Annotated in this window: 15 protein-coding genes; 9 read left to right on the forward strand and 6 right to left on the reverse strand. The window is 74.2% G+C overall.

Translation table 11 applies throughout. The features are described 5' to 3' along the window. The first annotated feature begins 71 nt into the window (after nucleotides 1-71). Both M8C11_RS17500 and M8C11_RS17505 read left to right on the forward strand, forming a co-directional pair. The gene (locus M8C11_RS17500) at nucleotides 72-2003 is read left to right on the forward strand and encodes a hypothetical protein (RefSeq protein WP_252450686.1); all 1932 of its coding nucleotides are present in this window, start codon (nucleotides 72-74) and stop codon (nucleotides 2001-2003) included. After that, nucleotides 1961-3745 carry a hypothetical protein gene (locus tag M8C11_RS17505; protein ID WP_252450688.1) on the forward strand — a complete coding sequence of 595 codons (1785 nt, stop codon included), beginning with the start codon at nucleotides 1961-1963 and terminating at the stop codon, nucleotides 3743-3745. Before M8C11_RS17500 ends, M8C11_RS17505 begins: the two co-directional genes overlap by 43 nt. Before the next feature lie 9 nt (nucleotides 3746-3754). On the opposite strand, the gene M8C11_RS17510 is transcribed toward M8C11_RS17505, so the two are convergent. Further along, on the reverse strand, nucleotides 3755-5626 hold the full coding sequence (locus tag M8C11_RS17510) for a hypothetical protein (RefSeq protein WP_374668627.1): 1872 nt from the start codon (nucleotides 5624-5626) through the stop codon (nucleotides 3755-3757). A 90-nt stretch (nucleotides 5627-5716) separates the two neighbouring features. Here M8C11_RS17510 and M8C11_RS17515 point away from each other — a divergent pair, with 90 nt between their 5' ends. Beyond that, complete coding sequence (locus M8C11_RS17515; RefSeq protein WP_252450690.1) at nucleotides 5717-6973, forward strand: PQQ-binding-like beta-propeller repeat protein; 1257 nt, start codon at nucleotides 5717-5719, stop codon at nucleotides 6971-6973. Between the two features lie 5 nt (nucleotides 6974-6978). After that, on the forward strand, nucleotides 6979-8262 hold the full coding sequence (locus M8C11_RS17520) for a PQQ-binding-like beta-propeller repeat protein (protein WP_252450693.1): 1284 nt from the start codon (nucleotides 6979-6981) through the stop codon (nucleotides 8260-8262). Here M8C11_RS17520 and M8C11_RS17525 read toward each other — a convergent pair whose 3' ends face one another. Then, nucleotides 8263-9639 (reverse strand): peptidase C39 family protein, encoded by a 1377-nt coding sequence (locus M8C11_RS17525; RefSeq protein ID WP_252450695.1) that lies wholly within the window; start codon nucleotides 9637-9639, stop codon nucleotides 8263-8265. A gap of 423 nt (nucleotides 9640-10062) precedes the next feature. Between M8C11_RS17525 and M8C11_RS17530 the strand changes: the two genes are divergently transcribed. The 4 genes from M8C11_RS17530 to M8C11_RS17545 all read left to right on the forward strand — a co-directional run bounded on the left by M8C11_RS17530 (nucleotide 10063) and on the right by M8C11_RS17545 (nucleotide 15241). Further along, complete coding sequence (locus M8C11_RS17530) at nucleotides 10063-10731, forward strand: response regulator transcription factor (RefSeq protein ID WP_252450697.1); 669 nt, start codon at nucleotides 10063-10065, stop codon at nucleotides 10729-10731. Then, a complete protein-coding gene (locus tag M8C11_RS17535) occupies nucleotides 10728-11894 on the forward strand; it encodes a sensor histidine kinase (RefSeq protein WP_374668547.1) in 1167 nt (388 codons plus the stop codon). Before M8C11_RS17530 ends, M8C11_RS17535 begins: the two co-directional genes overlap by 4 nt. Before the next feature lie 205 nt (nucleotides 11895-12099). Next, nucleotides 12100-14649 carry a malectin domain-containing carbohydrate-binding protein gene (locus M8C11_RS17540; protein ID WP_252450709.1) on the forward strand — a complete coding sequence of 850 codons (2550 nt, stop codon included), beginning with the start codon at nucleotides 12100-12102 and terminating at the stop codon, nucleotides 14647-14649. A gap of 205 nt (nucleotides 14650-14854) precedes the next feature. After that, a complete protein-coding gene (locus tag M8C11_RS17545; RefSeq protein ID WP_120571008.1) occupies nucleotides 14855-15241 on the forward strand; it encodes a VOC family protein in 387 nt (128 codons plus the stop codon). Nucleotides 15242-15298: 57 nt separating this feature from the next. Here M8C11_RS17545 and M8C11_RS17550 read toward each other — a convergent pair whose 3' ends face one another. The 4 genes from M8C11_RS17550 to M8C11_RS17565 form a co-directional block, all read right to left on the reverse strand. Further along, nucleotides 15299-16045: a hypothetical protein gene (locus M8C11_RS17550; RefSeq protein ID WP_121686449.1), complete on the reverse strand. Its 747-nt coding sequence runs from the start codon at nucleotides 16043-16045 to the stop codon at nucleotides 15299-15301. A gap of 188 nt (nucleotides 16046-16233) precedes the next feature. Next, nucleotides 16234-18297 (reverse strand): 3-hydroxyacyl-CoA dehydrogenase NAD-binding domain-containing protein, encoded by a 2064-nt coding sequence (locus M8C11_RS17555; RefSeq protein WP_120571006.1) that lies wholly within the window; start codon nucleotides 18295-18297, stop codon nucleotides 16234-16236. After that, complete coding sequence (locus M8C11_RS17560; protein ID WP_120571005.1) at nucleotides 18294-19490, reverse strand: thiolase family protein; 1197 nt, start codon at nucleotides 19488-19490, stop codon at nucleotides 18294-18296. Before M8C11_RS17560 ends, M8C11_RS17555 begins: the two co-directional genes overlap by 4 nt. 101 nt (nucleotides 19491-19591) lie before the next feature. Next, nucleotides 19592-20914: a ribonuclease D gene (locus M8C11_RS17565; RefSeq protein WP_121686448.1), complete on the reverse strand. Its 1323-nt coding sequence runs from the start codon at nucleotides 20912-20914 to the stop codon at nucleotides 19592-19594. 235 nt (nucleotides 20915-21149) lie between these two features. Here M8C11_RS17565 and M8C11_RS17570 point away from each other — a divergent pair, with 235 nt between their 5' ends. Next, on the forward strand, nucleotides 21150-22568 hold the full coding sequence (locus tag M8C11_RS17570; RefSeq protein WP_252450711.1) for a trypsin-like peptidase domain-containing protein: 1419 nt from the start codon (nucleotides 21150-21152) through the stop codon (nucleotides 22566-22568). Nucleotides 22569-22586 lie beyond the last annotated feature (18 nt).

Genomic DNA, 22586 nt, shown 5'->3' on the forward strand with positions numbered 1-22586 from the left:
CCGATCGCCCACTGCGGAACGTGACGGGCGATTCGGGTACCAATATCCGGCTCCGGTAGACTCCGCCGACTGTGACGCCTGCCGAGACCCGCGGCGCCTCGACGCCGGACGCCGCCGCCCCGACGGGCCACCGCGCCGTCACCCTGGACCCACCACCGGTCACCGTCGCCGACGCGCCGGAGCGGGCGGCCACGACCACGCCGGAGGCGCCAGCCGAGCCGGAGGCGCCAGCCACGCCGGGCGCGCGCCGCGCGCGCCGGTGGCGGTGGACCCGCCGCCGGATCGACCTCACGGTGTACGGCGGATTCCTGCTCGCCGCGATCTGGGTCACCAGCGGCATCTGGGTCGACCCGGCCGGGCGGGTGGCCGCGCTCTACAGCAGCGACCCGGCGCAGGTGCAGTTCTTCCTGGCCCACTCGGTGCGGGTGGTGCTGCACGGCGAGTTCCCGTTCTTCACCGAGCAGTTCAACTACCCCGACGGCGTCAACCTGATGGCGAACACCGCCATCCTGGCGCTGGGCATCCCGATGGTGCCGGTGACCCTCCTGTTCGGACCGGCGGTCTCCTTCGTCACGCTCGTCACGCTCGGCCTCGCCGGCACCGCCGCCGCCTGGTACCGGGTGCTGTCCCGGCACCTGATCCGGCACCGCCCGGCCGCCGCCGTGGCGGCCTGGTTCTGCGGGTTCTCACCGGCCATGCTGTCGCACGCCAACTGGCACCCGAACATCATCAGCCAGTTCCTGCTGCCGTTCATCGTGTGGCGGGTGCTGGTGCTGACCCGGTCGGCCCGGCCGGTCCGCGACGGCGTGCTGCTGGCGCTGCTGGTCACCGCGCAGGCGTTCATCAACGAGGAGATCCTCCTCTTCACCGCGCTGGCGCTGGGCGTGTTCCTGATCGCCGTGGTGGTGCAGCAGCGCGAGCGGTGGGCGACCGCCTGGCGGCCGCTCGGCGCCGGGCTCGCGGTGTGCGCGGCACTGGCCGGGGCGCTGCTGGCGTACCCGCTGTGGGTGCAGTTCGCCGGGCCGATGGCGTACCACGGGCTCAGCGACGCGGTGCGCGACTACGGCAACGACATCGCCGCCTTCTTCGCGCCCGGCTCGCCCACGTTCGGCGGCAACGAACGCGCCAACGTCAACCTCGCGCCGAACTACTCGGAGGAGAACGCGTTCTTCGGCTGGAGCCTGTCGCTGCTGGTCGTGGGCATCGTGGTGTGGCTGCGGCGGGACGTGATCGTCCGCGCGCTCGCCGCCACCGGGCTGTTCTTCGCCGTGCTCTCCCTCGGCGAGCGGATCTCCTGGTGGGACCGGGAGATCGCCACCGGCCCGTGGGAGCTGCTGGTACGGCTGCCGCTGCTCGACGCCGTGGTGCCGACCCGCTTCGGCCTGATCACCGGCGTGACGGTGGCGATCCTGCTCGCGTACGCGGTGCGCCGCGCCTGGGCGCTGCGCGGCGTGGACCGGCGTACCGCCCGCAGGCTCACCGCCGCGGGCCTGGTCCTCGCGCTGCTGCCGATCGCGCCGATGCCGTTGCAGGTCACCACGCGGGAGCCGGTGCCGGAGTTCATCACCGCCGACCGGTGGCGCAAGTACGTCGGGCCGGACCAGACGCTCGTCTCCGTGCCGGTGCCCGCGATGGGCAACACCGACCCGATGCGCTGGGCGGCCAGCACCAACCTCGACTTCAAGATCCCCGGCGGCTACTTCCTCGCGCCGCGCAACGGCGTCACCGGCGACCCCGGACGCTTCGGCGGCCGGCCCAGCGGCATCGGCGAGATGCTGCGGGAGGTATCGTCCACCGGCCGTACGCCGAAGCTGGACGATCGGCAGCGCCGTCGCTACCTGGACGAGCTGCGGCACTGGAACGCGGCGGTGGTGGTGCTGCCGCGCGACGAGCAGAACGCCGAGCCGCTGCGCCGAACAGTGGAGCAGCTGGTCGGCCCCGGACGGCAGGAGCTGGACGTGTGGCTGTGGGACGTGCGGAAACTGACCAGCCGGTCCGCCTGACCGAACCGGCGGTCCCCGCCGCCGCGCCCCGCCGCCGCCGGCCCCGCCCGGTCGACGTGCTGGTGGTGGCCGGCTACCTCGGTCTCGCCGTGCTGCTCACCACCGGCCAGTGGCGCCGGCCGGAACGGCTGTTCCACCAGGCCGGCGACCAGATGCTGTTCGAGTGGATGCTGGCCCGGGCCGCCCGCGCGGTCACCGGCGGCGAGAACCCGCTGTGGAGCGGCGCGTTGAACGCCCCGGACGGGGTGAACCTGATGGCGAACACGTCGGTGCTCGGGCTGGGCGTGCCGCTCACCCCGGTCACCGTGGTCTTCGGCTCCCAGGCGGCCTTCCTCGTCGCCGTGACGGTCAGCCTCGCCGGCACCGCCACCGCCTGGTACGCGCTGCTCGCCCGCCGGCTGGTCCGCTCCCGGGCCGCCGCCGGGGTGGGTGGCCTGTTCTGCGGCTTCGCCCCGGGCATGGTGGCGCAGGCCGGGGCGCACCTGCACATGGCCGCCCAGTTCCTGGTGCCGGTGATCCTCGCGCTGGTGTTCCGCCCGGCCACCGACCGGGTACGCCGCGACGGCGTGCTGCTCGGGCTCGCGGTCGCGTACCAGGTGTTCCTCGGCGAGGAGGTGCTGGTCTTCCTGGCGCTCGCCGCCGGGGTGTTCGCCGGGGCGTACGCGCTCGCCGACCGGGCCGCCGCGCGTCGCCTGGCGCCGGTGCTGGCCCGCCGGCTGGGCGTCGGCGCGCTGGTGGCGGGCGTGCTGCTGGCGTACCCGCTGTGGTTCCAGTTCGCCGGGCCGGGCCACTACCGGGGCATGCCGTTCCACACCGAGGGTTACCGGCTGGACGTGGTCTCGTTCGCCGCCACCGCCCGGCAGACGGTCGCCGGGGACGCCCACCGGGCCGGGCTGCTGTCACCGAACCCGACCGAGCAGAACTCTTTCTTCGGTCCGTTCCTGCCGCTGCTGGCCGTACTCGTGGTGGTGCGGCTGTGGCGGCGGCCGCTGGTGCGCGCGCTCGCCGCGTGCGGCCTGCTGTTCGCGCTGCTGTCACTCGGTTCCCCGGTGGTGGTGAACCGGCACGACACCGGGCTGCCCGGCCCGTACCGCCTGCTCGCCGGGGTGCCGCTGCTGGACCTGGTGGTGCCGGCGCGGTTCGCGCTGGTCTGCGTACCGGTGCTCGGGGTGCTGCTCGCGCTGGCTCTGGACCGGGTCCGGCGCGGCGGCGTGCGCACCTGGGCGCCGTGGGCCGGCGCGGTCGCCGCCGCGCTGCTGCCGCTGGCGCCGACGCCGATCCGCGCGGTGCCGGTCCCGCCGGTCCCGGCCGTGGTGTCCGGCGGCGGCTGGCGGGAGTACGTGCCGGCGGGCCGGACGCTGGTGCCGGTGCCGCCGGTGACCGGCGCGGCGGTCAGCCCCGCCATGTTCTGGTCGGCGCGCACCGCGCTGGCGTTCGACGCGCCGGGCGGCTACTTCATCGGCCCGCGGTCGGCCGGCGACCCGGCCGCCCGCTGGGGCGCGCCGGACCGGCCCACGTCGCTGCTGCTGCGCCGGGCCGCCGAGACCGGCCGGGTGCCGCCGGTCGGTGAGACGGAACGCCGGCAGGCGGTCGACGACCTGCGGCACTGGCGGGCGGCGGCCCTGGTGCAGGGCGACTCGTCACCCGGCGACCCGGTCCGCGCCACAGTGGACGCGCTGGTCGGCCCCGGCCGGGACGTGCCCGGCGGGTACCTGTGGGACGTCCGGCCGCTCGTCGGCTGACCGGCGGGGTCACACCCGGTCGCGGACGTCCCAGATCCACACGTCGTCCACCCGCTGCGGCGGGCCGAGCAGCTCGGCCATCAGGTCGCGCAGCACCGCCTCGCGCGGGCCGGCCCCGAGCACCACCACCGAGGCCCGCCAGAAGCGCAGGTCGTCCACGGCCTGGCGGCGGTTCTCCTCGGTGATCTCCGGCACCTCGTTGGCGTCCATCGTGGCGTAGATGAGCGTGCTGGTGGGGCGGTTCGGGGCGCCGAAGACGCCCTCGCCGCGCTCGTTCGGGCCGATGAAGTAGCCACCCGGGATCGGGAACTCCTGGCCGGTCAGCGCGCTCCAGCGCAGCGTGTGCAGCCCGTGCACGTTGCTCGGGATCGGCACCGGCACGAGCGTGCGGCCCTCCGGCACGTACGGCCGCCAGCCGCCGGCGGTGATGAAGTGCGGCGGCGGGTCGATCCGCTCGGCGGGCAGCGGACGCGGGATCAGCGGCACCACGGCGGCGGCGATGGCGACCAGCCCGGCCAGGCGCAGCACCCGGCGGCGCGTGTCGCGCGCGGCCGACTCGCCGTCGGCGTCGTCCCCGCCGTCGTCGGCGCCGGAGCGGGGGGCGGGCACCGGCGGGCGGCCGGCACCGGCGAGCGCGTCCCACGCCAGGGCGAGCAGCACGCCGACGGCGGCCACCACGACCAGGCTCAACCGGGTCGGCATCATCATCTCGACCAGCGGCAGGTCGTCCGGCACGTACGCCCACGGCCCGTCGATGTCGGTCTCCGCGCCGTTGAACCGTACGACCGGGCCGATCGAGGCGATCGTGAACACGACCACCAGCACGGCCAGGATCCGGGCCGGCACCGAGCGGCGGACCAGCAGCACCAGCGCGGCCAGCGCCACCAGCACCAGCGGCCAGCCGAACCAGGTGTTCTGCTCGGTCAGGCCGATGGTCTTCTCCACCGCCTCGTCACCGGCGATCGTGTCCCGGGCGAACGTGACGAACGCGACCAGGTCCTCGCCCCAGTTGTGGAAGACGCCGCCCTGCAAGCCGCGGTAGGACTGCGGGCCGTTGAACTGGAACCAGATCGGGTACGCGGTCAGCAGCAGCGCCAGGCCGCCGCCGAGACCGAGCGCGGCCACGAACGACCCGGCCCGCTCGCGGGCCGCGCGGGGCCGCTGCACCACGAACGCCACCACGACGACCAGGCAGGCCAGCGCGGTCAGCAGCAGCATCTCCTCGTTGATGAAGATCTGGTACGCGACCAGCAACCCGAGCGCCAGCCCGTTGCGCCGCCAGCGGCCCGGCTCACCCAGCCGCAACACCCGGGCCACGATCAGCGGCAGCAGGAAGTTCGACACGAAGTTGGGCTGCCCGTTGGCGTGGTGCACGATGCCCGGCGCGAAACCGAGGAACGCGCCACCGACGAACGCCGCGCCCCGCGAGCGGACCAGGTGCCGGGACAGCACCCAGTACGACGTGGCGGCGGTCGCGGACAGCGCGGCGCCCAGGTAGAGCGCGTACATCACCTGCGGGCCGAGCAGCAGCGTCAGCGGCGCCAGCGGCAACGTCGCCCCGAGCAGCGAGGTGTTCGCCATCATGTTCACCCCGTCCGGCGCGTTCTGCCGGGTGGTGAACAGCGGGTTCTCCAGGTGCTGCACCGAGTACGCGCCGTGCGCGAACAGCCACTCGAACCAGCTGTGGTCGGTGGGCAGGTGCGAGGAGACCCGGTGCTCCACGTCGCCCCAGTAGTTGAGGCAGACGAGGACGCCGAGGAGCACATAGGCTCCGATGGCCAGCACGTCGGCGCGGGCCGGCCGGCGACGGGCGCGGCGTGGCGGGTCGGCCACGACGGCGTCCGCCTCGACGGACGAGGGGTTCAACGAGGGGTCCACCACGGGCACGGCCACGACGCGCCATCGTACAGGCGGTTCGTCACGCGGCCGGTCACGGTCGGGCGGCGGCCCGGCGCGCGGGAGAGGATGGTCGTGACCGTCATCGATCTGGGGGAGATGCGCGACGACGCCTCGCCCGGTCCGGCGCCCCGCCCGCCGCGCGCCGTCGGGCGGCCGTTCCGCCTCCTTGTGGTGCTGCTGGTGGCGCTGCTCACGCTCACCGCCGCGACGCCGCCCCGACGCCCGGCGGAGTGGACGCTGCCCGGCGGGCTGGGATCGGCCGTGTTCGTCTCCGGCGACGTGGTCTACGTGGTGCAACCGGACCGCGGAGGCACCGGCGGCGGGCGGGAACTCGTCGCGTACCGGGGCGACCGGGAGCGGTGGCGCAGTCGGCTGCCCGGCACCGGCACCGCCGTGTCGGTGTGGGAGCAGGACGGCCGGGTGATCGTGGCCGGCCGGAGCGTCGACGACACGGACTGGCAGACGGTGACGTACGACGCGGCCACCGGCGCGGACGTCTGGCGCCGGCCCGGAATCGCGTTCGCGGTGGGCGGGGTGCTGCTGATCCAGTCGGCCACCTCCGACACCACGACGTCGATCATGAGGGTGGACCCGGCTGACGGCCGTACGGTGTGGACGGCGCCGATGACGGGCGTGCTGGGTTTCGACTTCGAGCCGACCGGGCCGGTACGCATGGTGTTGTCCCCGATGACCGGGCAGACGGTCGTCGTGGACGCGCGCACCGGCGCGCGGCTCGTGGCCCGCGACCTGTACCCGGTGCGATCGCCCGGCCCGCGCCGGTTTCAGATCGCCAGCGGGCTGCTGCTGGAGTTCCGCGACGGAGACGGGGCCATCGAGGCGTACGACCTGGACACGCTCCGGCCGCGCTGGACCGTCGCGCGGAAGCTCGTCGGCCACGTCGAGAGTTGCGGCGCCCTGCTCTGCGCCGCCGGGCTGGCCGGCGGGACGACCGCGCTGGACCCGGCGAGCGGCGCCGCGCACTGGAGCGTGGACCGGTGGGTGGGCGTGTCGGCGGAGCGTGGCGGCCGGCTGCTCGTCGGCGTCCCCGACACCGACCTCGACGCCGGCCTGGCGGTGCTCGACCAGCACGACGGGCGGCTGATCGCCGACCTGGGCGGCTGGACACTGGTCCCGCAGCACGAGTCGGGCGGCCCGCTGCTGGCGACACGCCCGCTGGGCGGCGGCCGCCGGCTCCTGGCCGAGGTGGGCCTGTCCGGCGACCCGCCCCCGGTCCGGGGCACGTACACCGGCACCGACTGCACCACGGGCGCGACGCTGCTGATCTGCCGCCGGCCCGGCGGCGACTACATGGTGCGGCGGCTGCCGTGAGCCCGATGATCGAACTGGGGGAGATGCGGCACGGGGAGTCCGCCGACGAGCCGGCTGACCGGCCGCCCCGCCGGCCACCGGGCCGGACGGCGCGGATGGCGCTGCTCGGCTGTCTGGTGCTGCTCGTGGTCACCGCCGCCGCCGCGCCGCCGCGCCGGCCCGAGCCGATCCGGGTGCCCGCCCCGCAGGGCGCGGCGTTCGTGCTCCTGCCGGACCGGGTGGTGGTGGCCGACGGCCCGGGCGCGATCGGCCGGGGTGGGCGGGTGGTCGCCGCACACCGGCTGCCCGGCGGGGAACCGGTGTGGCGGTTCGCGCTGACCGCCGGTGACCACGTGCTCGGGCTGACCGTCGTGGGCGGGGGACTGCTGGTGACGAGCAGCCCGGTCGGGGACGGCGACTCGGTGTCGGCCATGCTCGACCCGGCGACCGGCACGCTGCGCTGGCGGCACCCCGGCTACCCGGTCCGGACCGCGTCCGGCGGGTTGCTGCTGGAGAATCCCCGCCCGCCCGGTGCGGGCACCGTGCGGGCCGTGGACCCGGCCTCCGGCGCGGTGCGGTGGACGCTGCCCGTGCCGGGGCAGGAGGTGGGATACCGCCACGACGCCCACGGGGTGACGCAACTCGTCCTGGTCACCCCGCAGGGCCGGGTGACCGTGTACGACGCGGACTCCGGCGCGGTCGCGCACACCGGGCGGGTGGAGCCCGCGGCCGACCGCGCCGCCTACCGGTACGCGCAGGTGGTGGCCGATCTGCTGCTGGTCGAGGACGCCCGGGGCACCGTCACCGGTTACGGGCTGGACCGGCTCGACGAGCGGTGGAGCCTGCCGGTCGGCTCCCGGGCCGGGCTCTGGTTCGCCGACTGCGCCGGGATGGTGTGCCTACGCGACCAGGTGGGCGGCGCGCAGGCCCTCGACCCGGCCACCGGCCGTCCGGCCTGGTCGGACGAGCGCTGGCTGGGAATGGGGCCGGTCGGCGACCGGCTCATCGCCGCCGAGCGCGGGGTCGGGGAGGAGCTGGAACTGTCGGTGCTGGACCCGCCGACCGGCCGCGTGCTGGCCCGCCTGGGGCGCTGGCGCGTCTCCGGCAACGACCTCCCGTCCGGGCCGCTGCTCGGGCTGCGCACGCTCACCGGGGACCGGACGCTCGCCGGCGCGCTGGACGTGGCGGCCGGGCAGGTACGGATCCGGGGGATCCTCCCCGGTGCCTGGTCCGAGTGCGCGGACACGGGCACGGAACTGGTGTGCCTGCGCCCGACCGGCGGCATGGCGATCTGGCCGGTCGGCCGCTGATCACCAGTTGGCCTGCGCCGGAGGTGACGGCAGCGGCGTCGACTCCGGGCGCAGCACGTACACGATCCCGCTGCTGCCCGCCTGCCAGGCGCTCTCGAACGGCCCGCGCGGGACGGTGCGGCGGACCCGCTCGTCGTCCGGCGCGTACGGGTCGTTGAGCACCGGGTCGCCGTCGGCGGTGAAGCCGGCCAGCACCATGAGGTGTCCCCGGGTGTCGTAGTCCAGGCCGGGTACCTGACCGGCGGTGAACGCGGCCGAGACGATCAGTGGGATGCCGGCGGCCACGAACCGTTCCGCCTCGGCCAGCGAGCGCAGCCGGGTGACGAAGGCGTCCACCCCGTGCGTCGCCGCGTACGCCGTGTTGAACGGCCAGTTGCCCGGCCCGCCGAAGGCGTGGTCGTAGCAGTGCCGGGCGGCGTGCACCACCTGCGGTCGCGGGCCGGGCGGCGCCACCCAGGCGTACCGGTCCGGGGTGGGTCCGGCGCCCCAGAAGTCGAGCACCATCGACACGCAGGTGGGGCTGCACCAGGAGTCGCCGCCGCCACCCCAGCGGGTCTCCCCGGCGGCGTGCAGCCGCTGCGCGTACCGCGGCACGTCCAGCACCCGTCCCCACGCGCCCGCATCCCCGCTGCCGGCGGCCGTCGTGTCACCGGTCGCCGCGCTGCCGGTCTCCGCGCCGGTGGCGTTCGTGCCGTCGGCCTGCGCGCCGCTGGGCGGGTCGGTCGAGGCGACCACGCCCACAGTGCGTAGCACCGGGCCGGCGGGCGCGTCGAGCCGTCGCAGCAGCGTCACCCGGACCTGCCAGCCGGTCACCGTCGCGCCGGTCACCCGCAGCGTGTCGGCGGCGACCCGCGCCCGGTCGTCCTCCTGTCCGGGTACTGACGCGCGGTGCACGGCACTGTCGTCGGCGGCCCAGTGGCCCAGCTCGTACCAGCCGGTGGTGGCCGTGTCGTCGGCCCAGCCGCGCAGCTCGACCCGTAGCCAGCAGCCGGGCGGGGTGTCGGCGGTCCAGGAGGGCACCAGCTCGGTGACGGCGAAGCCGACGGGCGTCACGGGGGAGGCCCAGGTGCCGGCGGCGTACTCGGCCGTGGTCCCGGAGTGCGGGTCGGTGTGCGTGACCCGGCCGGCATCGCCGTCGGGCGTCAGCCCGTCCGGCCCGGCGCGCAGCCCGTCCGCACGACCCCGGTCCCGGTCCGCCGGGAAGCGGAACCGGTGGTACGTGATGTCGCGGCCGCTCATCGGGAACCCGCCCGGCACGGCAGTGACCAGTGGCTGCTGCGCTTGTCGATCATCGCCGCCGAGCATCGCGTACCCGAAGGTTTTCTGCAACGGCGGCCCGTGCCGCCGCACGCGGCGATCGGCCTGGCGTGCTGTCACCGACCGTAACCACAGCGCACCCGCGGCATGGTCACCCCCGCGCCCTTTGCTCTGCAGCCATCGGCGCACCGATGACCCACGGCTACCGCTGCGCATGGGGCTGCAGAGCAAAGGGCGCGGAGGGGTATCTCCGCCGGCGGAGGCCGGTTCAGAGTCTTTGCTGGTCAGAGTGATATGGCCTGCTGGTCGTCGCGTTTGGGTGAGCGAGCGATCACCACGGTGCGTGACGCAGTCGTGAATCGGCACCAACGTCACGGTGAGTCACAACCCTGGGCTCCGGGCCGGGTGTGGTGGCCCGAGCGCGCACCACGGGCGCTCCCCGGTGGTGTGCTCGTCGACGGCCGTCTCGGGTGGACGGCTCCTCCGGCGGCGGGTTTTGCCTGCCGCACTAGGTTGTCAGGGGTCACGAGGTGGGAGGCCGGGATGCGGGTACTGGTGGTCGAGGACGAGCGCAACCTCGCCGACGCGATCGCGCGCGGGCTGCGCAAGCGCGGGATGGCGGTCGACGTGGCCTACGACGGCGACGGCGGGCACGAGGCGGCGTTCGTCACCCGCTACGACGTGGTGATCCTGGACCGCGACCTGCCCGGCGTGCACGGCGACCGGATCTGCGCCGACCTGGCCGCCTCCGGCGCGCTGACCCGGGTGCTGATGCTGACCGCCAGCGGCACCGTCGCCGACCGGGTCGAGGGGCTGCAGCTCGGCGCCGACGACTACCTGGCCAAGCCGTTCGCGTTCGACGAGCTGGTCGCCCGCGTGCAGGCGCTCGGCCGCCGCGCCACCCCGGCCGCGCCGCCGGTGCTGGAGGTGGCCGACCTGGTGCTCGACCCGGCCCGCCGGGTGGTGAGCCGGGGCGGCGTGCCGCTCGACCTCACCAACAAGGAGTTCGGCGTGCTCGCCGAGCTGCTCAAGGCGCGCGGCGCGGTGGTGTCCAGCGAGGAGCTGCTGGAGCGGGTCTGGGACGCCAACACGGACCCGTTCACCACGATCGTCCGGGTCACCGTGATGACACTGCGCAAGAAGCTCGGCGACCCGCCGCTCATCGACACCGTCGTGGGCGCGGGATACCGCATCGGCGGGGTACGGCAGTGAACGCGCGGAGTGCGCGCCGGGTGCGGCCGACGCTGCGGCTGCGTCTGACCCTGCTCAACGGCGTGCTGCTGGTCGGCGCCGGGGCGATCCTGGTGCTGCTCGCCTGGCTGCTGGTCCGCGACGCGCTGCGCCCCACCGACGAGCTGCTACCCGGCACCACTGTGGTGCTCACCGACGGGCGCACGCTCGACGCCGGGCAGTGGCAGCGGCAACTGGTCGACGCCGCGTCACAGGAACTGCTGGTCAAAGGGCTGCTCGCGCTGCTGGCGATCAGCGTGGTCGGGGTGGCCGGGGCGTACCTGGTGGCCGGCCGGGCGCTGCGCCCGCTGCACCAGGTCACCGCCACCGCCCGCCGGCTCGGCGAGGCCACGCTCGACGAGCGGATCGGCTGGTCCGGCGCCGACGACGAGGTGGCCGAGCTGGCCGAGACGTTCGACGCCATGCTCGACCGGATCAGCGGCGCGTTCGAGGCGCAGAAGCGGTTCGTCGCGAACGCCTCGCACGAGCTGCGGACACCGCTGGCGGTGATGCGCACCGAAATCGACGTGACGCTCAGCGACGACGACGCCGACCTCGCCGAGTACCGCCGCATGGCCGGCGTGGTGCGCGACGCCTCCGAGCGCGCCAACGGCCTCGTCGACGCGCTGCTGGTGCTGGCGCGCAGCGAGGCGCAGACCGGACGGCGGCTCGCCCGGCGCGCCGAGTCGGACCTCGCCATCGGCACCGCGAACGCGCTGTCCGCCGTCTCCCGGGAGGTGGAGCGCATCGGCCTGAAGGTGCACACCTCGCTGCGCCCGGCGCCGGTGATCGGTGACCCCGGCCTGCTCGACCGGCTCGCCGGCAACCTGGTGGAGAACGCGGTCCGCTACAACCACCTGCACGGCCGGATCTGGGTCCGCACCGGCACCGACGGGGAACGGTCCTGGCTGGTGGTGGGGAACACCGGCTTCGAGGTCGCCCCGGCCGACGTACCCGGGCTGTTCGAGCCGTTCCGGCGCGGCGGCCAGGAACGCACCGGCGCGCGCGGCTCCGGTCTCGGCCTGTCGATCGTGCGGGCCGTCAGCGACGCGCACGGCGGCACGGTCAAGGCGGTCGCCCAGCCCGGCGGCGGCCTGGAGGTGACAGTCACGCTTCCGTCGGCCGACCCGCCGGCGTCCACCTGACCGCCCACGTCACGCCGACCAGGCGGTGAGGTGGCCTCACCTTTTCGTGCGGGCGGCCTCGGCTGTCCTGCCCGGACCCGACGGTGGTCGGCCGCGGCGGCCCGGTGGTCGGGCAGAATGCGCCACTCCCGCTGGACGCGGAGGCGTGGATCAACGGAGAGTGAGCGCAGCGACGCCTCACCCTGCTCACCCACCGGAGCTGCCCGTGACCCACCCCTCGGCCCCGCGCCGCCGCCGTCTCCTCGCGGTCCTCACCGCCGGCGCCCTCACCGTCGCCGGACTCTCCCCGGCCACGCCCGCGTCGGCCAACGCCGCGCCCGGCCACGACAAAGTGGTCCACACCGTCCCCTCCGCCGCCTCGCCCGACGTCCAGGACGGCTCGGTCGACGCGATCCACGACGCCGGTACGAAGATCATCGCGGGCGGATCGTTCACCCGGGTGCAGAACCGCAACTCCGACGTCGACATCGCCCGTAACTACCTGCTCGCCTTCGACAAGGCGACCGGGCAGGTGGACACCGCGTTCGCGCCCACGCTCGACAACGAGGTGACGGCCGTCGTCGGCGGTCCCACAGCGGGCACCGTCTTCGTCGCCGGCAAGTTCAACACCGTCAACGGCGTGACCCGGCGCAAGGTGGCCCTGCTCGACGTCGCCACCGGCGCTGTCGTCACCAGCTTCGCGCCGCCGGCGTTCAACGGGCTGATCAAGGACATCGCGCTGGTCGGCGACCGGCTGCTGGTGGGCGGCATCTTCACCACGGCCGGCAACCCCAACCCGCGCGGCGGGCTCGCCTCGCTCAACGCCACCACCGGCGCGGTCGACGGCTACCTCACCACGACGCTGACCGAGAACCACAACTGGGACGGCGTCAGCGGCGCCAAGGCCGGCGTGGGCGCGGAGAAGCTGGCGGTATCCCCGGACGGCACGCAGCTCGTCGTCATCGGCAACTTCAAGAAGGCCGACGGGGTCCTGCACGACCAGATCGTCAAGCTCGACCTGGGCGCCACCGCCGCCACCGTCGCGGACTGGAACACCGCCCGGTACACGCCGCGCTGCAAGTGGCAGTCGTTCGACTCGTACGTCCGCGACGTCGCGTTCTCCCCGGACAACAGCTACTTCGTAGTGGTCACCACCGGCGCCCCGTACAGCGGCACGCTCTGCGACACCGCGGCCCGCTGGGAGGCCGGCGCGACCGGCTCCGCTCTCCAGCCGACCTGGGTCGACTACAGCGGCGGCGACACGTTCCTGTCCGTCGGCATCAGCGAGCAGGCCGTGTACGTCGGCGGCCACCTCCGCTGGCTGAACAACACCACGGGCACCGACAACGCCCGGGCCGGCGCGGTCGGCCGGGCCAGCATCGCCGCGCTCGACCCGGTCAACGGCCTGCCGCTGTCCTGGAACCCGGGCCGGCACCCGCGCGGCATCGGCGCGTCCGAGATGCTCGTCACCGAGTCCGGGCTCTGGATCGGCGGCGACACACTCTGGATCGGCAACTTCCAGTACCGGCGGGAGCGGATCGCGTTCTTCCCGCTCGCCGGCGGCAAGGCCCCGCACCCGACCACCACGGCGACGCTGCCCGGCAACGTGTACCAGGCCGGCCTGCCGCAGCCGACGAACGTGCTGCACCGGGTGAACGCGGGCGGCTCGTCCGTCGCCGCCACCGACGGCGGGCCGGACTGGGCGGCCGACACGAACTCCAGCCCCAGCCCGTACCGCAACACCGGCAGCAGCACGTCCAGCTACACCACCGCCCCCACCGTGGACTCGACGGTGCCGGCCGGCACCCCGGCCGTGCTCTACAACGACGAACGGTACGACCCGTCCGGCGGGACGGAGATGACCTGGCAGTTCCCGGTGGCCACCGGCACCGAGGTGCACGTGCGGCTCTACCTGGCCAACCGGTACGCGGGCACCGCCAACGCCGGCACGCGGATCTTCGACGTCGCGCTGGAGGGCGGTGTCGTCCTCGACGACCTCGACCTGTCCGCCACCGCCGGGCACGACGTGGGCACCATGCGGGAGTTCACGGTGGTCAGCGACGGCTCGATCGACGTCGAGTTCCGCCACGTGCGGGAGAACCCGCTGGTCAACGCCATCGAGATCGTCAAGACCGGCCCTCCGCCCAGCGGCGCCGGCTCGCCCGTGCAGGTGCGCTCGTACGACGGGCAGACCGCCGTCGGCGCGCCGGCCCCGGTGGCCGACGCGGACGGGACCGTCTGGGCGGGCGCGCGTGGCGCGTTCTGGGTAGGCGGAACGGTGTTCTACGGCGCTGACGGCGCGCTGTACCGGCGGACGTTCGACGGCACCACGTTCGGCACGCCCGAGCTGGTGGACCCGTACCACGACCCGTACTGGGACACCGTGGTGACCAACTCCGGTCCGGCCGGGCAGACGTACGTCGGCGCGACCACCGGCTTCTACGCCGAGATCCCGAACGTGACCGGCATGTTCTACACCGGCGGGCGGCTCTACTACTCGCTGTCCGGGCAGAACGGCCTGTTCTGGCGCTGGTTCACCCCGGACAGCGGTGTGGTCGGCGCCGACCGGTTCTCCGTGTCCGGGGCGAGCGGGTTCGCCGACGCGGGCGCGCTCTTCGTGGCCGGCTCCACGCTCTACAAGGTGAACCGGAGCACCGGCGACCTGTCCGCCGTCGACTGGGTGAGCGGTGCTCCGTCGGGGACGTTCACGGTGCGCAGCGGCCCGGCGGTCGACGGCGTCGACTGGCGCGCGAAGGCGGTCTTCGTCGGCCCGTGACGCGGCAGTGCCCGCCGGCCCGGTCCCGCACCCGCGGGGCCGGGCCGGCGGCTTGTCCCGGCCGATCGGCGATGGCATGATCATCGGGTCAGCCCGAGAGGTGGAAGGGGGTGTGGTCGATGTCCGTCGTGAACCGTCCCGCGCCCCGCGTTCCCCGCTGACGTTCCCACTCCGTCGGGGCGCGCTCCCCACAGGAGGAAGCACCATGAGTGCACAGATCCACTGCGTGACCGTCGAATCCGACGACCCGTACACCCTGGCCGTCTGGTGGGCCCGCGTGCTCGACCGCCGGCTCGCCGACGACGACCACCCGGGCGACCCGGAGGCGGTCCTGGCCGCACCCGGCGGGCACGGCCCCGACCTGCTGTTCGTCGAGGTGGGCGAGCGGCACGGCAAGGGCGCGTTCCATCTCGACCTGCACGCGGCCGAGGGCACCCGGGACGAGGAGGTGGCGCGGCTGCGTGAGCTGGGCGCCACGCTGGTGGCCGACCGGCGCCGGCCGGACGGGACCGGCTGGGTGGTGCTGGCCGACCCCGAGGGCAACGAGTTCTGCGTCTGCCGGAGCCCCGCCGAACGGGCCGCGTCCGCCTGATCCGGAAACGACACCGGGCCCCCGCCGTCACGGCGGGGGCCCGGTGCGTGACGGGTGTCAGTCCTGCTTCTCGATCTCGCCGCGCATCGTCACGAACTCCGACTGGAGCTCGGCCGCGGACTTGAAGTAGACCACCACCATGCCGAGGCTGCCCCGGTCGACCCAGATGCAGACGGCCACCGGCACGTCCGACGCCTTGCCGTCGGAGCACTTGGCGTCGCCGCCGAGCGGGCCCGCGTCGACCGTCTTGAAGTCCTTGGTGGCCAGGTCCGGGGTGACCGCCGCGGTGGCGTCGGCCAGCTCCTTCTTCGGGTCCGCCATGAGGCCGGACACCGCGACGATCATGACCAGGTCCTTCTTGGCCGGGTCGCCGTAGAAGGCGCCGACAGTGCTGGTCGCGTCCGGCACGTCCTTGCTGAGCTCGGACTTCATCTGCGCCGCGGCGGACTGCAGCTGCGGGTCGGTGACCTTCGCCCGGCCGCCGAGCGTCTGCGGCTCGACCACCCGGGTCTTGGTGGCGGTGACCACCTCGTCGACGGTGTCCTTCGTGGCGAAGTAGGCGGCGACACCGCCGCCGACGCAGAGCACCAGGACCACGGCGAGGACGATCAGCAGGATCTTGCCGACGCCGGACTTCTTCTTCGGCGGGACCGGCGCACCGAGCTGGCCGCCGTACTGCGGTTGCTGCGGAGTCTGCGGGTAGTCACCGCCGTACTGCGGCTGCTGCGGCGGCTGGTAGCCACCGGGCTGTTGCTGGGGGGAGGGGTAGTTGCCGGAGTAGGGACTGGACGGCGGCTGGGACATGTAGGCAGCTCCTGTGAGAAAACTGGACGCGTGATCGTAGCCAGCACCACCGACAGCCCGCTGTCCCGACAAGGGACGACGACGGAAAACCGCGACCTACCCGTGACCTGGACCGCAGACGCCGATCGCGGTGGCCGGACCGTCCGGAACGGACAGCCCGACCACCGCGATCGATGCGTTGCGGCCGGTCAGCGCAGGCTTGCCACGCCGCGCGGCAGGAACCGCTTGCCGGTCACCCGCTCGGAGGTGCCGGTCCGGTCCAGGTACGGCGTGACGCCGCCCAGGTGGAACGGCCAGCCGGCGCCGAGGATCATGCACAGGTCGATGTCCTGCGCCTCGGCGACGACGCCCTCGTCGAGCATGAGCCGGATCTCCTGCGCCAGCGCGTCCAGCGCGTTCTGCCGGACCTGCTCGGCGGTCAGCGGCTCGTCACCGACCACGAGCAGCTTCGCCACCTCGTCGTTGATCTGGTCGTCGACCACGATCGGCTGACCCGAGTCGGCGATCCGCTTGAGGTTCTCGCTGACCCCGAACCGGTCCGGGAACGCCTCGTGCAGGGTGCCGCCGACGTGGTACGCCACGGCCGGGCCGACGAGCTGCAGCAGCGCCAGCGGACGCATCGGCAGGCCCAGCGGGTCCAGCGCGCTGTTCGCCACGTCCAGCGGGGTGCCCTGGTCGACGGCGGCGAACACGGTGCCGAGGAAGCGGGTCAGCAGCCGGTTCACCACGAACGCCGGGGCGTCCTTCACCAGCACCGACGACTTCTTGAGCTGCTTGCCGACCGCGAACGCGGTGGCCAGCGTGGCGTCGTCGGTCCGCTCACCGCGGACGATCTCCAGCAGCGGCAGCACCGCGACCGGGTTGAAGAAGTGGAAGCCGACCACCCGCTCCGGGTGCTCCAGCTCGGCGGCCATCTCGGTGATGGACAGCGAGCTGGTGTTGGTGGCGAGCACCGCCTCCGGCTTGACGATCTTCTCCAGCTCGGCCCAGACCTGCTTCTTGACGCCCAGGTCCTCGAACACGGCCTCGATGACGAAGTCGGCGTCGGCGAAGACGGACTTGTCGACCGAGCCGGACACCAGGCCGTACAGCTTGGCCGCGGTGCCCTTGTCCATCCGGCCCTTGCTGACGGCCTTCTCGATCTGGGTGTGCACGTAGCCGACGCCCTTGTCCACCCGGGACTGATCCAGGTCGGTCATCACGACCGGCACCTGGAGCCGCCGGGCGAACAGCAGCGCGAGCTGGCTGGCCATCAGGCCGGCGCCGACGATGCCCACCTTGGTGACCGGACGGGCCAGGCCCTTGTCCGGCGCGCCGGCCGGGCGCTTGGCCCGCCGCTGCACCAGGTCGAAGGCGTACAGGCCGCTGCGCAGCTCCTCGGAGAAGATCAGGCCCGCGAGGGCCTCGTCCTCCGCCGCGGTGCCGGTGGCGAAGTCGGCGTCCTTCGCCGTCTCCAGCAGGTCCAGCGCCTTGTACGCGGACGGGACCGCGCCGTGCAGCCGCTGGTCCAGGGTCTGCCGGGCGAAGTAGAGCACGCCCGCCCACATGTCCTTGTCGACCTCGGGACGGGTCACGGTGACCTCGCCCCGGACCACGCCGGCGGCCCACTCCAGCGACCGCTCCAGGAAGTCGGCCGGCTCCAGCAGCACGTCCGCGATGCCCATCTCGGCCGCCTGCTTCGGCTTGAGCATCTTGTTCTGCATCAGCGGGTTCTGGATGATCACCTGCGTCGCGGCCGGGATGCCGATCAGGTTCGGCAGCAGCTGCGTACCGCCCCAGCCGGGGATCAGGCCGAGCGAGACCTCGGGCAGCGCCAGGGCCGCCGCGCCCGCCGACAGGGTCCGGTAGTGGCAGTGCAGCGCCAGCTCCAGGCCGCCGCCCATCGCCGCGCCGTTGACGAACGCGAAGGTGGGGACGCCGCTGTCCTTGAGCCGGGCGAAGACCCGGTGGCCCAGCCGCCCGATCTCCAGCGCCTGCTCGCGGTTCTCCAGCGCGGGCAGGCTGGTGATGTCCGCGCCCACGCAGAAGATGTACGGCTTGCCGGTGACCGCGATGAACGCCGGCTCGGCCGCCAGCGCGGCGGTGATCGCCTCGTCCAGGCTGGTCAGGCCGGCCGGGCCGAAGGTGTTCGGCTTGGTGTGGTCGAAGCCGTTGTCCAGGGTGATGAGGGCGGCGGGCCGGTCCAGCCCGGGTACGGCCACCTGGCGCAGCAGCGCCTTGGTGACGACCTCGTTCGGTGCGGCGAGGCTCACTTGTCTCCACCCTCCCAGTGCGGGTTCTCCCAGATCACGGTGCCGCCCATGCCGATGCCGATGCACATGGCGGTGAGGCCGTAGCGGACCTCGGGGTGCTCGGCGAACTGGCGGGCGAGCTGGGTCATCAGCCGGACGCCGGAGGACGCGAGCGGGTGACCGATGGCGATCGCGCCGCCCCACGGGTTGACCCGCGGGTCGTCGTCGGCGATGCCGAAGTGGTCGAGGAAGGCGAGCACCTGCACCGCGAACGCCTCGTTCAGCTCGAACAGGCCGATGTCGTCGATGCTCAGGCCGGCGATGCGCAGCGCCTTCTCGGTCGACGGGATCGGGCCGACGCCCATCACCTCGGGCTCGACGCCGACGAAGCCGAACGACACCAGGCGCATGCCGACCGGCAGGCCCAGCTCGCGGGCGGTCTCCTCGGCGACCAGCAGCGCGGCGGTGGCGCCGTCGTTCAGGCCGGCCGCGTTACCGGCGGTGACCTTGCCGTGCGGCCGGAACGGAGTCTTCAGCCCGGCCAGCTTCTCCATCGAGGTGTCCCGGGGCGCCTCGTCCACAGTGGCCAGGCCCCAGCCCGCCTCCGGGTCGCGGACCGCCACCGGCACCAGGTCGCCCTGGAGCTTGCCGTTGGCGTACGCCTTCGCGGTCTTCTGCTGTGAGGCCAGCGCGAACGCGTCGGTGCGCTCCTTGGTGATGTGCGGGACGCGGTCGTGCAGGTTCTCCGCGGTGGAGCCCATCACCAGGGCGGACGGGTCGACCAGCTTCTCCGCGACGATGCGCGGGTTGGGGTCGACGCCCTCGCCCATCGGGTGGCGGCCCATGTGCTCGACGCCGCCGGCGATCGCCACGTCGTACGCGCCCACTGCGATGCCGCTGGCCACCGTGGTGACGGCGGTCATCGCGCCGGCGCACATCCGGTCGATGGCGAAGCCGGGCACGGTCTTGGGCAGGCCGGCCAGCAGGGCGGCGGTGCGGCCGATGGTCAGGCCCTGGTCACCGATCTGGGTGGTGGCGGCGATGGCCACCTCCTCCACCTTCTCCGGCGGCAGTTGCGGGTTGCGGCGCATCAGCTCGCGGATGCAGCGGATCACCAGATCGTCGGCGCGGGTGTTGGCGTACATCCCACCCGCCTTGCCGAACGGGGTACGGACGCCGTCGACGAAGACGACATCCCGGACTTCACGGGGCACTTGGAGCCTCCCTCGGCACGGGCATTTCCCCGGATGCTACTCGCCAGTAACCAAACGTGGCACCACCCCCCGCGTGGCCCACCTCACACCTGCCACCGACGTTACTGCTGGGGGGTGCGCAGCGCCTCGGTAAGAGCGGGCAGCAGCAGACCGATCTGCCACTCGCGGGCACCGAACCCGCGCAGCGTCTCCGCGACCGTCTCGTCGGTGATCTCCGCGGGCGGCTGCCACGCCAGCCGGCGGATCGAGTCCGGTGCGATCAGGTTCTCCGCCGGCAGGCGGTGCGCCCCGGCGGTGCCGACCACCACCTCCCGGGCGCGGGCCAGCCGGCCGGCCGCCACCGGGTCGCGTTCGGCCCACCGGTGCGGCGGAGGCGGCCCCTCCACCGTCGGGCTCACCGGCAGCGCGTCGTCCGGCAGCTGGCGCGCGTCGTCCAGCGCCGCCAGCCAGGTACGCGCCAGCCGGCGCACCGACCGCCCACCGAACCCGGGCAGCGTGAGCAGCGTCTTCTCGTCCTTCGGGTCCAGCTCGGCGGCCGCCACGATGGCCGAGTCGGGCAGCACCCGGCCCGGCGCGGCGTCCCGGCGGGCAGCGATCTGGTCCCGCGCGTACCAGAGGGAACGCACCCGGGCCTGGGCGCGCGCGCCGCGTACCCGGTGGATGCCGGACGTGCGCCGCCACGGCTCGGCGCGGACGCGCGGCGGGCGGGCGCCGTTGCGCACGAGCGCGTCGAACTCCTCCGCCGCCCAGCCGGACTTGCCCTGCCGCTGCAACTCCTCGTCCAGCGCGTCGCGCAGGTCCACGAGCAGCTCCACGTCGAGCGCCGCGTACGTCAGCCAGGACTCCGGCAGCGGCCGGCTGGACCAGTCGGCGGCGGAGTGGTGCTTCTCCAGGCTGAACCCGAGCAGCTGTTCGGTCAGCGCGGCCAGGCCGACCCGCTCGAACCCGGCCAGCCGGGCGGCCAGTTCGGTGTCGAACAACCGGCGCGGGCGCAGACCCACCTCGGCCAGGCAGGCGAGATCCTGGCTGGCCGCGTGCAGCACCCACTCGGTCTCGGCGATCGCCGCGTCCAGGGCGGACAGGTCGGGCAGCGGCAGCGGGTCGATGAGCGCGGTGCCGGAGCCGCCGCGGCGCAGCTGCACCAGATAGGCGCGCTGGCTGTAGCGGTAGCCGGAGGCGCGTTCGGCGTCCAGGGCCACCGGGCCGGTGCCGGCCGCGAAGCGGGCCACGACCTCGTCCAACTCGGCAGGTGTGGCCACCGGGGCGGGCGTGCCGTCGCGCGGCGCGGTCAGGGGGACGGCCGCGCCCGGGTCGGTCTCGGTCCCCGCGTCCGCCGGCTCCGGCAGGGCCGACGTCGGATCGGCGGACGCCTCTCCGGTACGGCTTTCGGCGGCCCGACGGCGCAGGGGTGGTTCGTCGGTCACCTGACAACCCTAGTAGGCCGGACGATCCGGTGTGCGCAGCCGGTCGGGCGCGTGTCGGCGCGATGGCCGTCAGGTGACCGGAAAGGTGCGGGTTGCGGGGCCGTGAGAGGGTCGGACAAGGGGGAAGACAAAGCCCGTTCCCGCCGGTACGGTCCATCGAGCCGCGAACGGCGTACGGGCCGTGCCACAGCGGTCGGGGGGCGTCGGCGGAAGCCGACGGGGAGGACGGTCGAGCATGACAGGCGGGTACGGAACCGGCGACGACGTGCCGGGGCAGGTCGGCGGCGACACGGCGGCCGACCGGCCGGGGCCGCTGCCGCCGCGCTTCGCCCCGCCCGCCGGCTCGGCCCCGGTGCCGTTCGCCGGTGGATCCGAGTGGAGCGGCACGCCCGGCCACCCGGCGTCCTCGGCTCGGGCCGCCGTCCAGCCGCCGTCCTACGGCACCACACCTTCCCAGCCGGGCCAGTCGTCCTACGGCGCCGCACCGGCCCAGCCGTCGTCCTACGGCGCCGCACCGGCCCAGCCGTCGTCCTACGGCGCCGCACCGGCCCAGCCGTCGTCCTTCGGCGCCGTACCGGCGCAGACCTCCCGGTCCGCCGCTCCGGCGTACCCGGGTCAGCCGGCCGCGTCGCCGTCGTATCCGGGACAGCCGGTCCCCGCGACGCCGTCGTATCCGGGCGGGGCGGGGCCGTCGTCGTACCCGGACCGGCAGCCCGCACCGTCGTATCCGGGCCCGTCCGGCGGCGGCCCGTCGTACCCGGGCCCGCCCGTGTCCGCGCCCGCCTATCCGGGCCAGCCGGTGTCCGGGCCGTCGCAGCCGGGCCCCGCGTACCCGGGTCAGCCCGCGCCCCTGGGCGGCCCGGCCGGCCCGGCGTCCCGGCGCAGCCGGGTGGCGGTGGTGGCGCTGGCCCTGGCCGCCGTGCTGACAGTGGTCACCGGCGTGCAGGCGTACCAGATCTACCGGCTCGACGACCGGCTCGCCGCCGCCGACAAGCGGATGGCCGAGGGGCAGGGCGCGGACGCCGGCCGGCTCGACGGCCTGGAGCAGCGCGCCGGCAGCCTGGAGAAGCAGGCCGACGCGGCCTTCAACCCGGAGGCGGTGGCCAGCGCGGTGCTGCCGAGCGTGTTCCGGGTGCGGGCCGGGCAGTTCACCGGTACCGCGTTCGCCGTCGGCAAGGCGCCGTCGGGCGGCGGCACCACGCTGCTGACGAACTTCCACGTGGTCGAGGCGGTCTTCACCGCCGGTGAGCGCAAGGTGTTCCTGGAGCGCAAGGACCAGCGGTTCGAGGCGACCATCATCGCCACCGACAAGGACAAGGACCTGGCGCAGCTCCGGACCACCGCCAAGTTCACCGGGCTGGTCGCGGCCGGCGCCCCGGTGCGGTCCGGCCAGCAGATCATCGTGGTCGGCGCGCCGCTCGGGTTGCAGGACAGCGTCACCACGGGCGTGGTCAGCGCGTTCCGTGAGGACGAGCGCGGCGGCGGACCGGTGATCCAGTTCGACGCGCCGATCAACCCGGGCAACTCCGGCGGCCCGGTGATCAACGGTTCGAAGGAGGTCGTCGGCATCGCCACGGCCAAGGCCCGTAACGCCGAGGGCATCGGGCTCGCCGTGCCGATCAAGACCGCCTGCGACCGGTTCCGGCTCTGCTGACCGGTGGCCACACCGGCC

Source organism: Micromonospora sp. CPM1 (assembly GCF_023896895.1).
GTDB classification, from domain to species: domain Bacteria; phylum Actinomycetota; class Actinomycetes; order Mycobacteriales; family Micromonosporaceae; genus Micromonospora; species Micromonospora tulbaghiae.

What these genes read in the sequence shown, in the direction of transcription:
- M8C11_RS17520 (WP_252450693.1), top strand. Translation starts at nt 6,979, where the DNA reads ATGATCGAACTGGGGGAGATGCGGCACGGGGAGTCCGCCGACGAGCCG.
- M8C11_RS17530 (WP_252450697.1), top strand. Translation starts at nt 10,063, where the DNA reads ATGCGGGTACTGGTGGTCGAGGACGAGCGCAACCTCGCCGACGCGATC.
- M8C11_RS17545 (WP_120571008.1), top strand. Translation starts at nt 14,855, where the DNA reads ATGAGTGCACAGATCCACTGCGTGACCGTCGAATCCGACGACCCGTAC.
- M8C11_RS17550 (WP_121686449.1), bottom strand. Translation starts at nt 16,045, where the DNA reads ATGTCCCAGCCGCCGTCCAGTCCCTACTCCGGCAACTACCCCTCCCCC.
- M8C11_RS17570 (WP_252450711.1), top strand. Translation starts at nt 21,150, where the DNA reads ATGACAGGCGGGTACGGAACCGGCGACGACGTGCCGGGGCAGGTCGGC.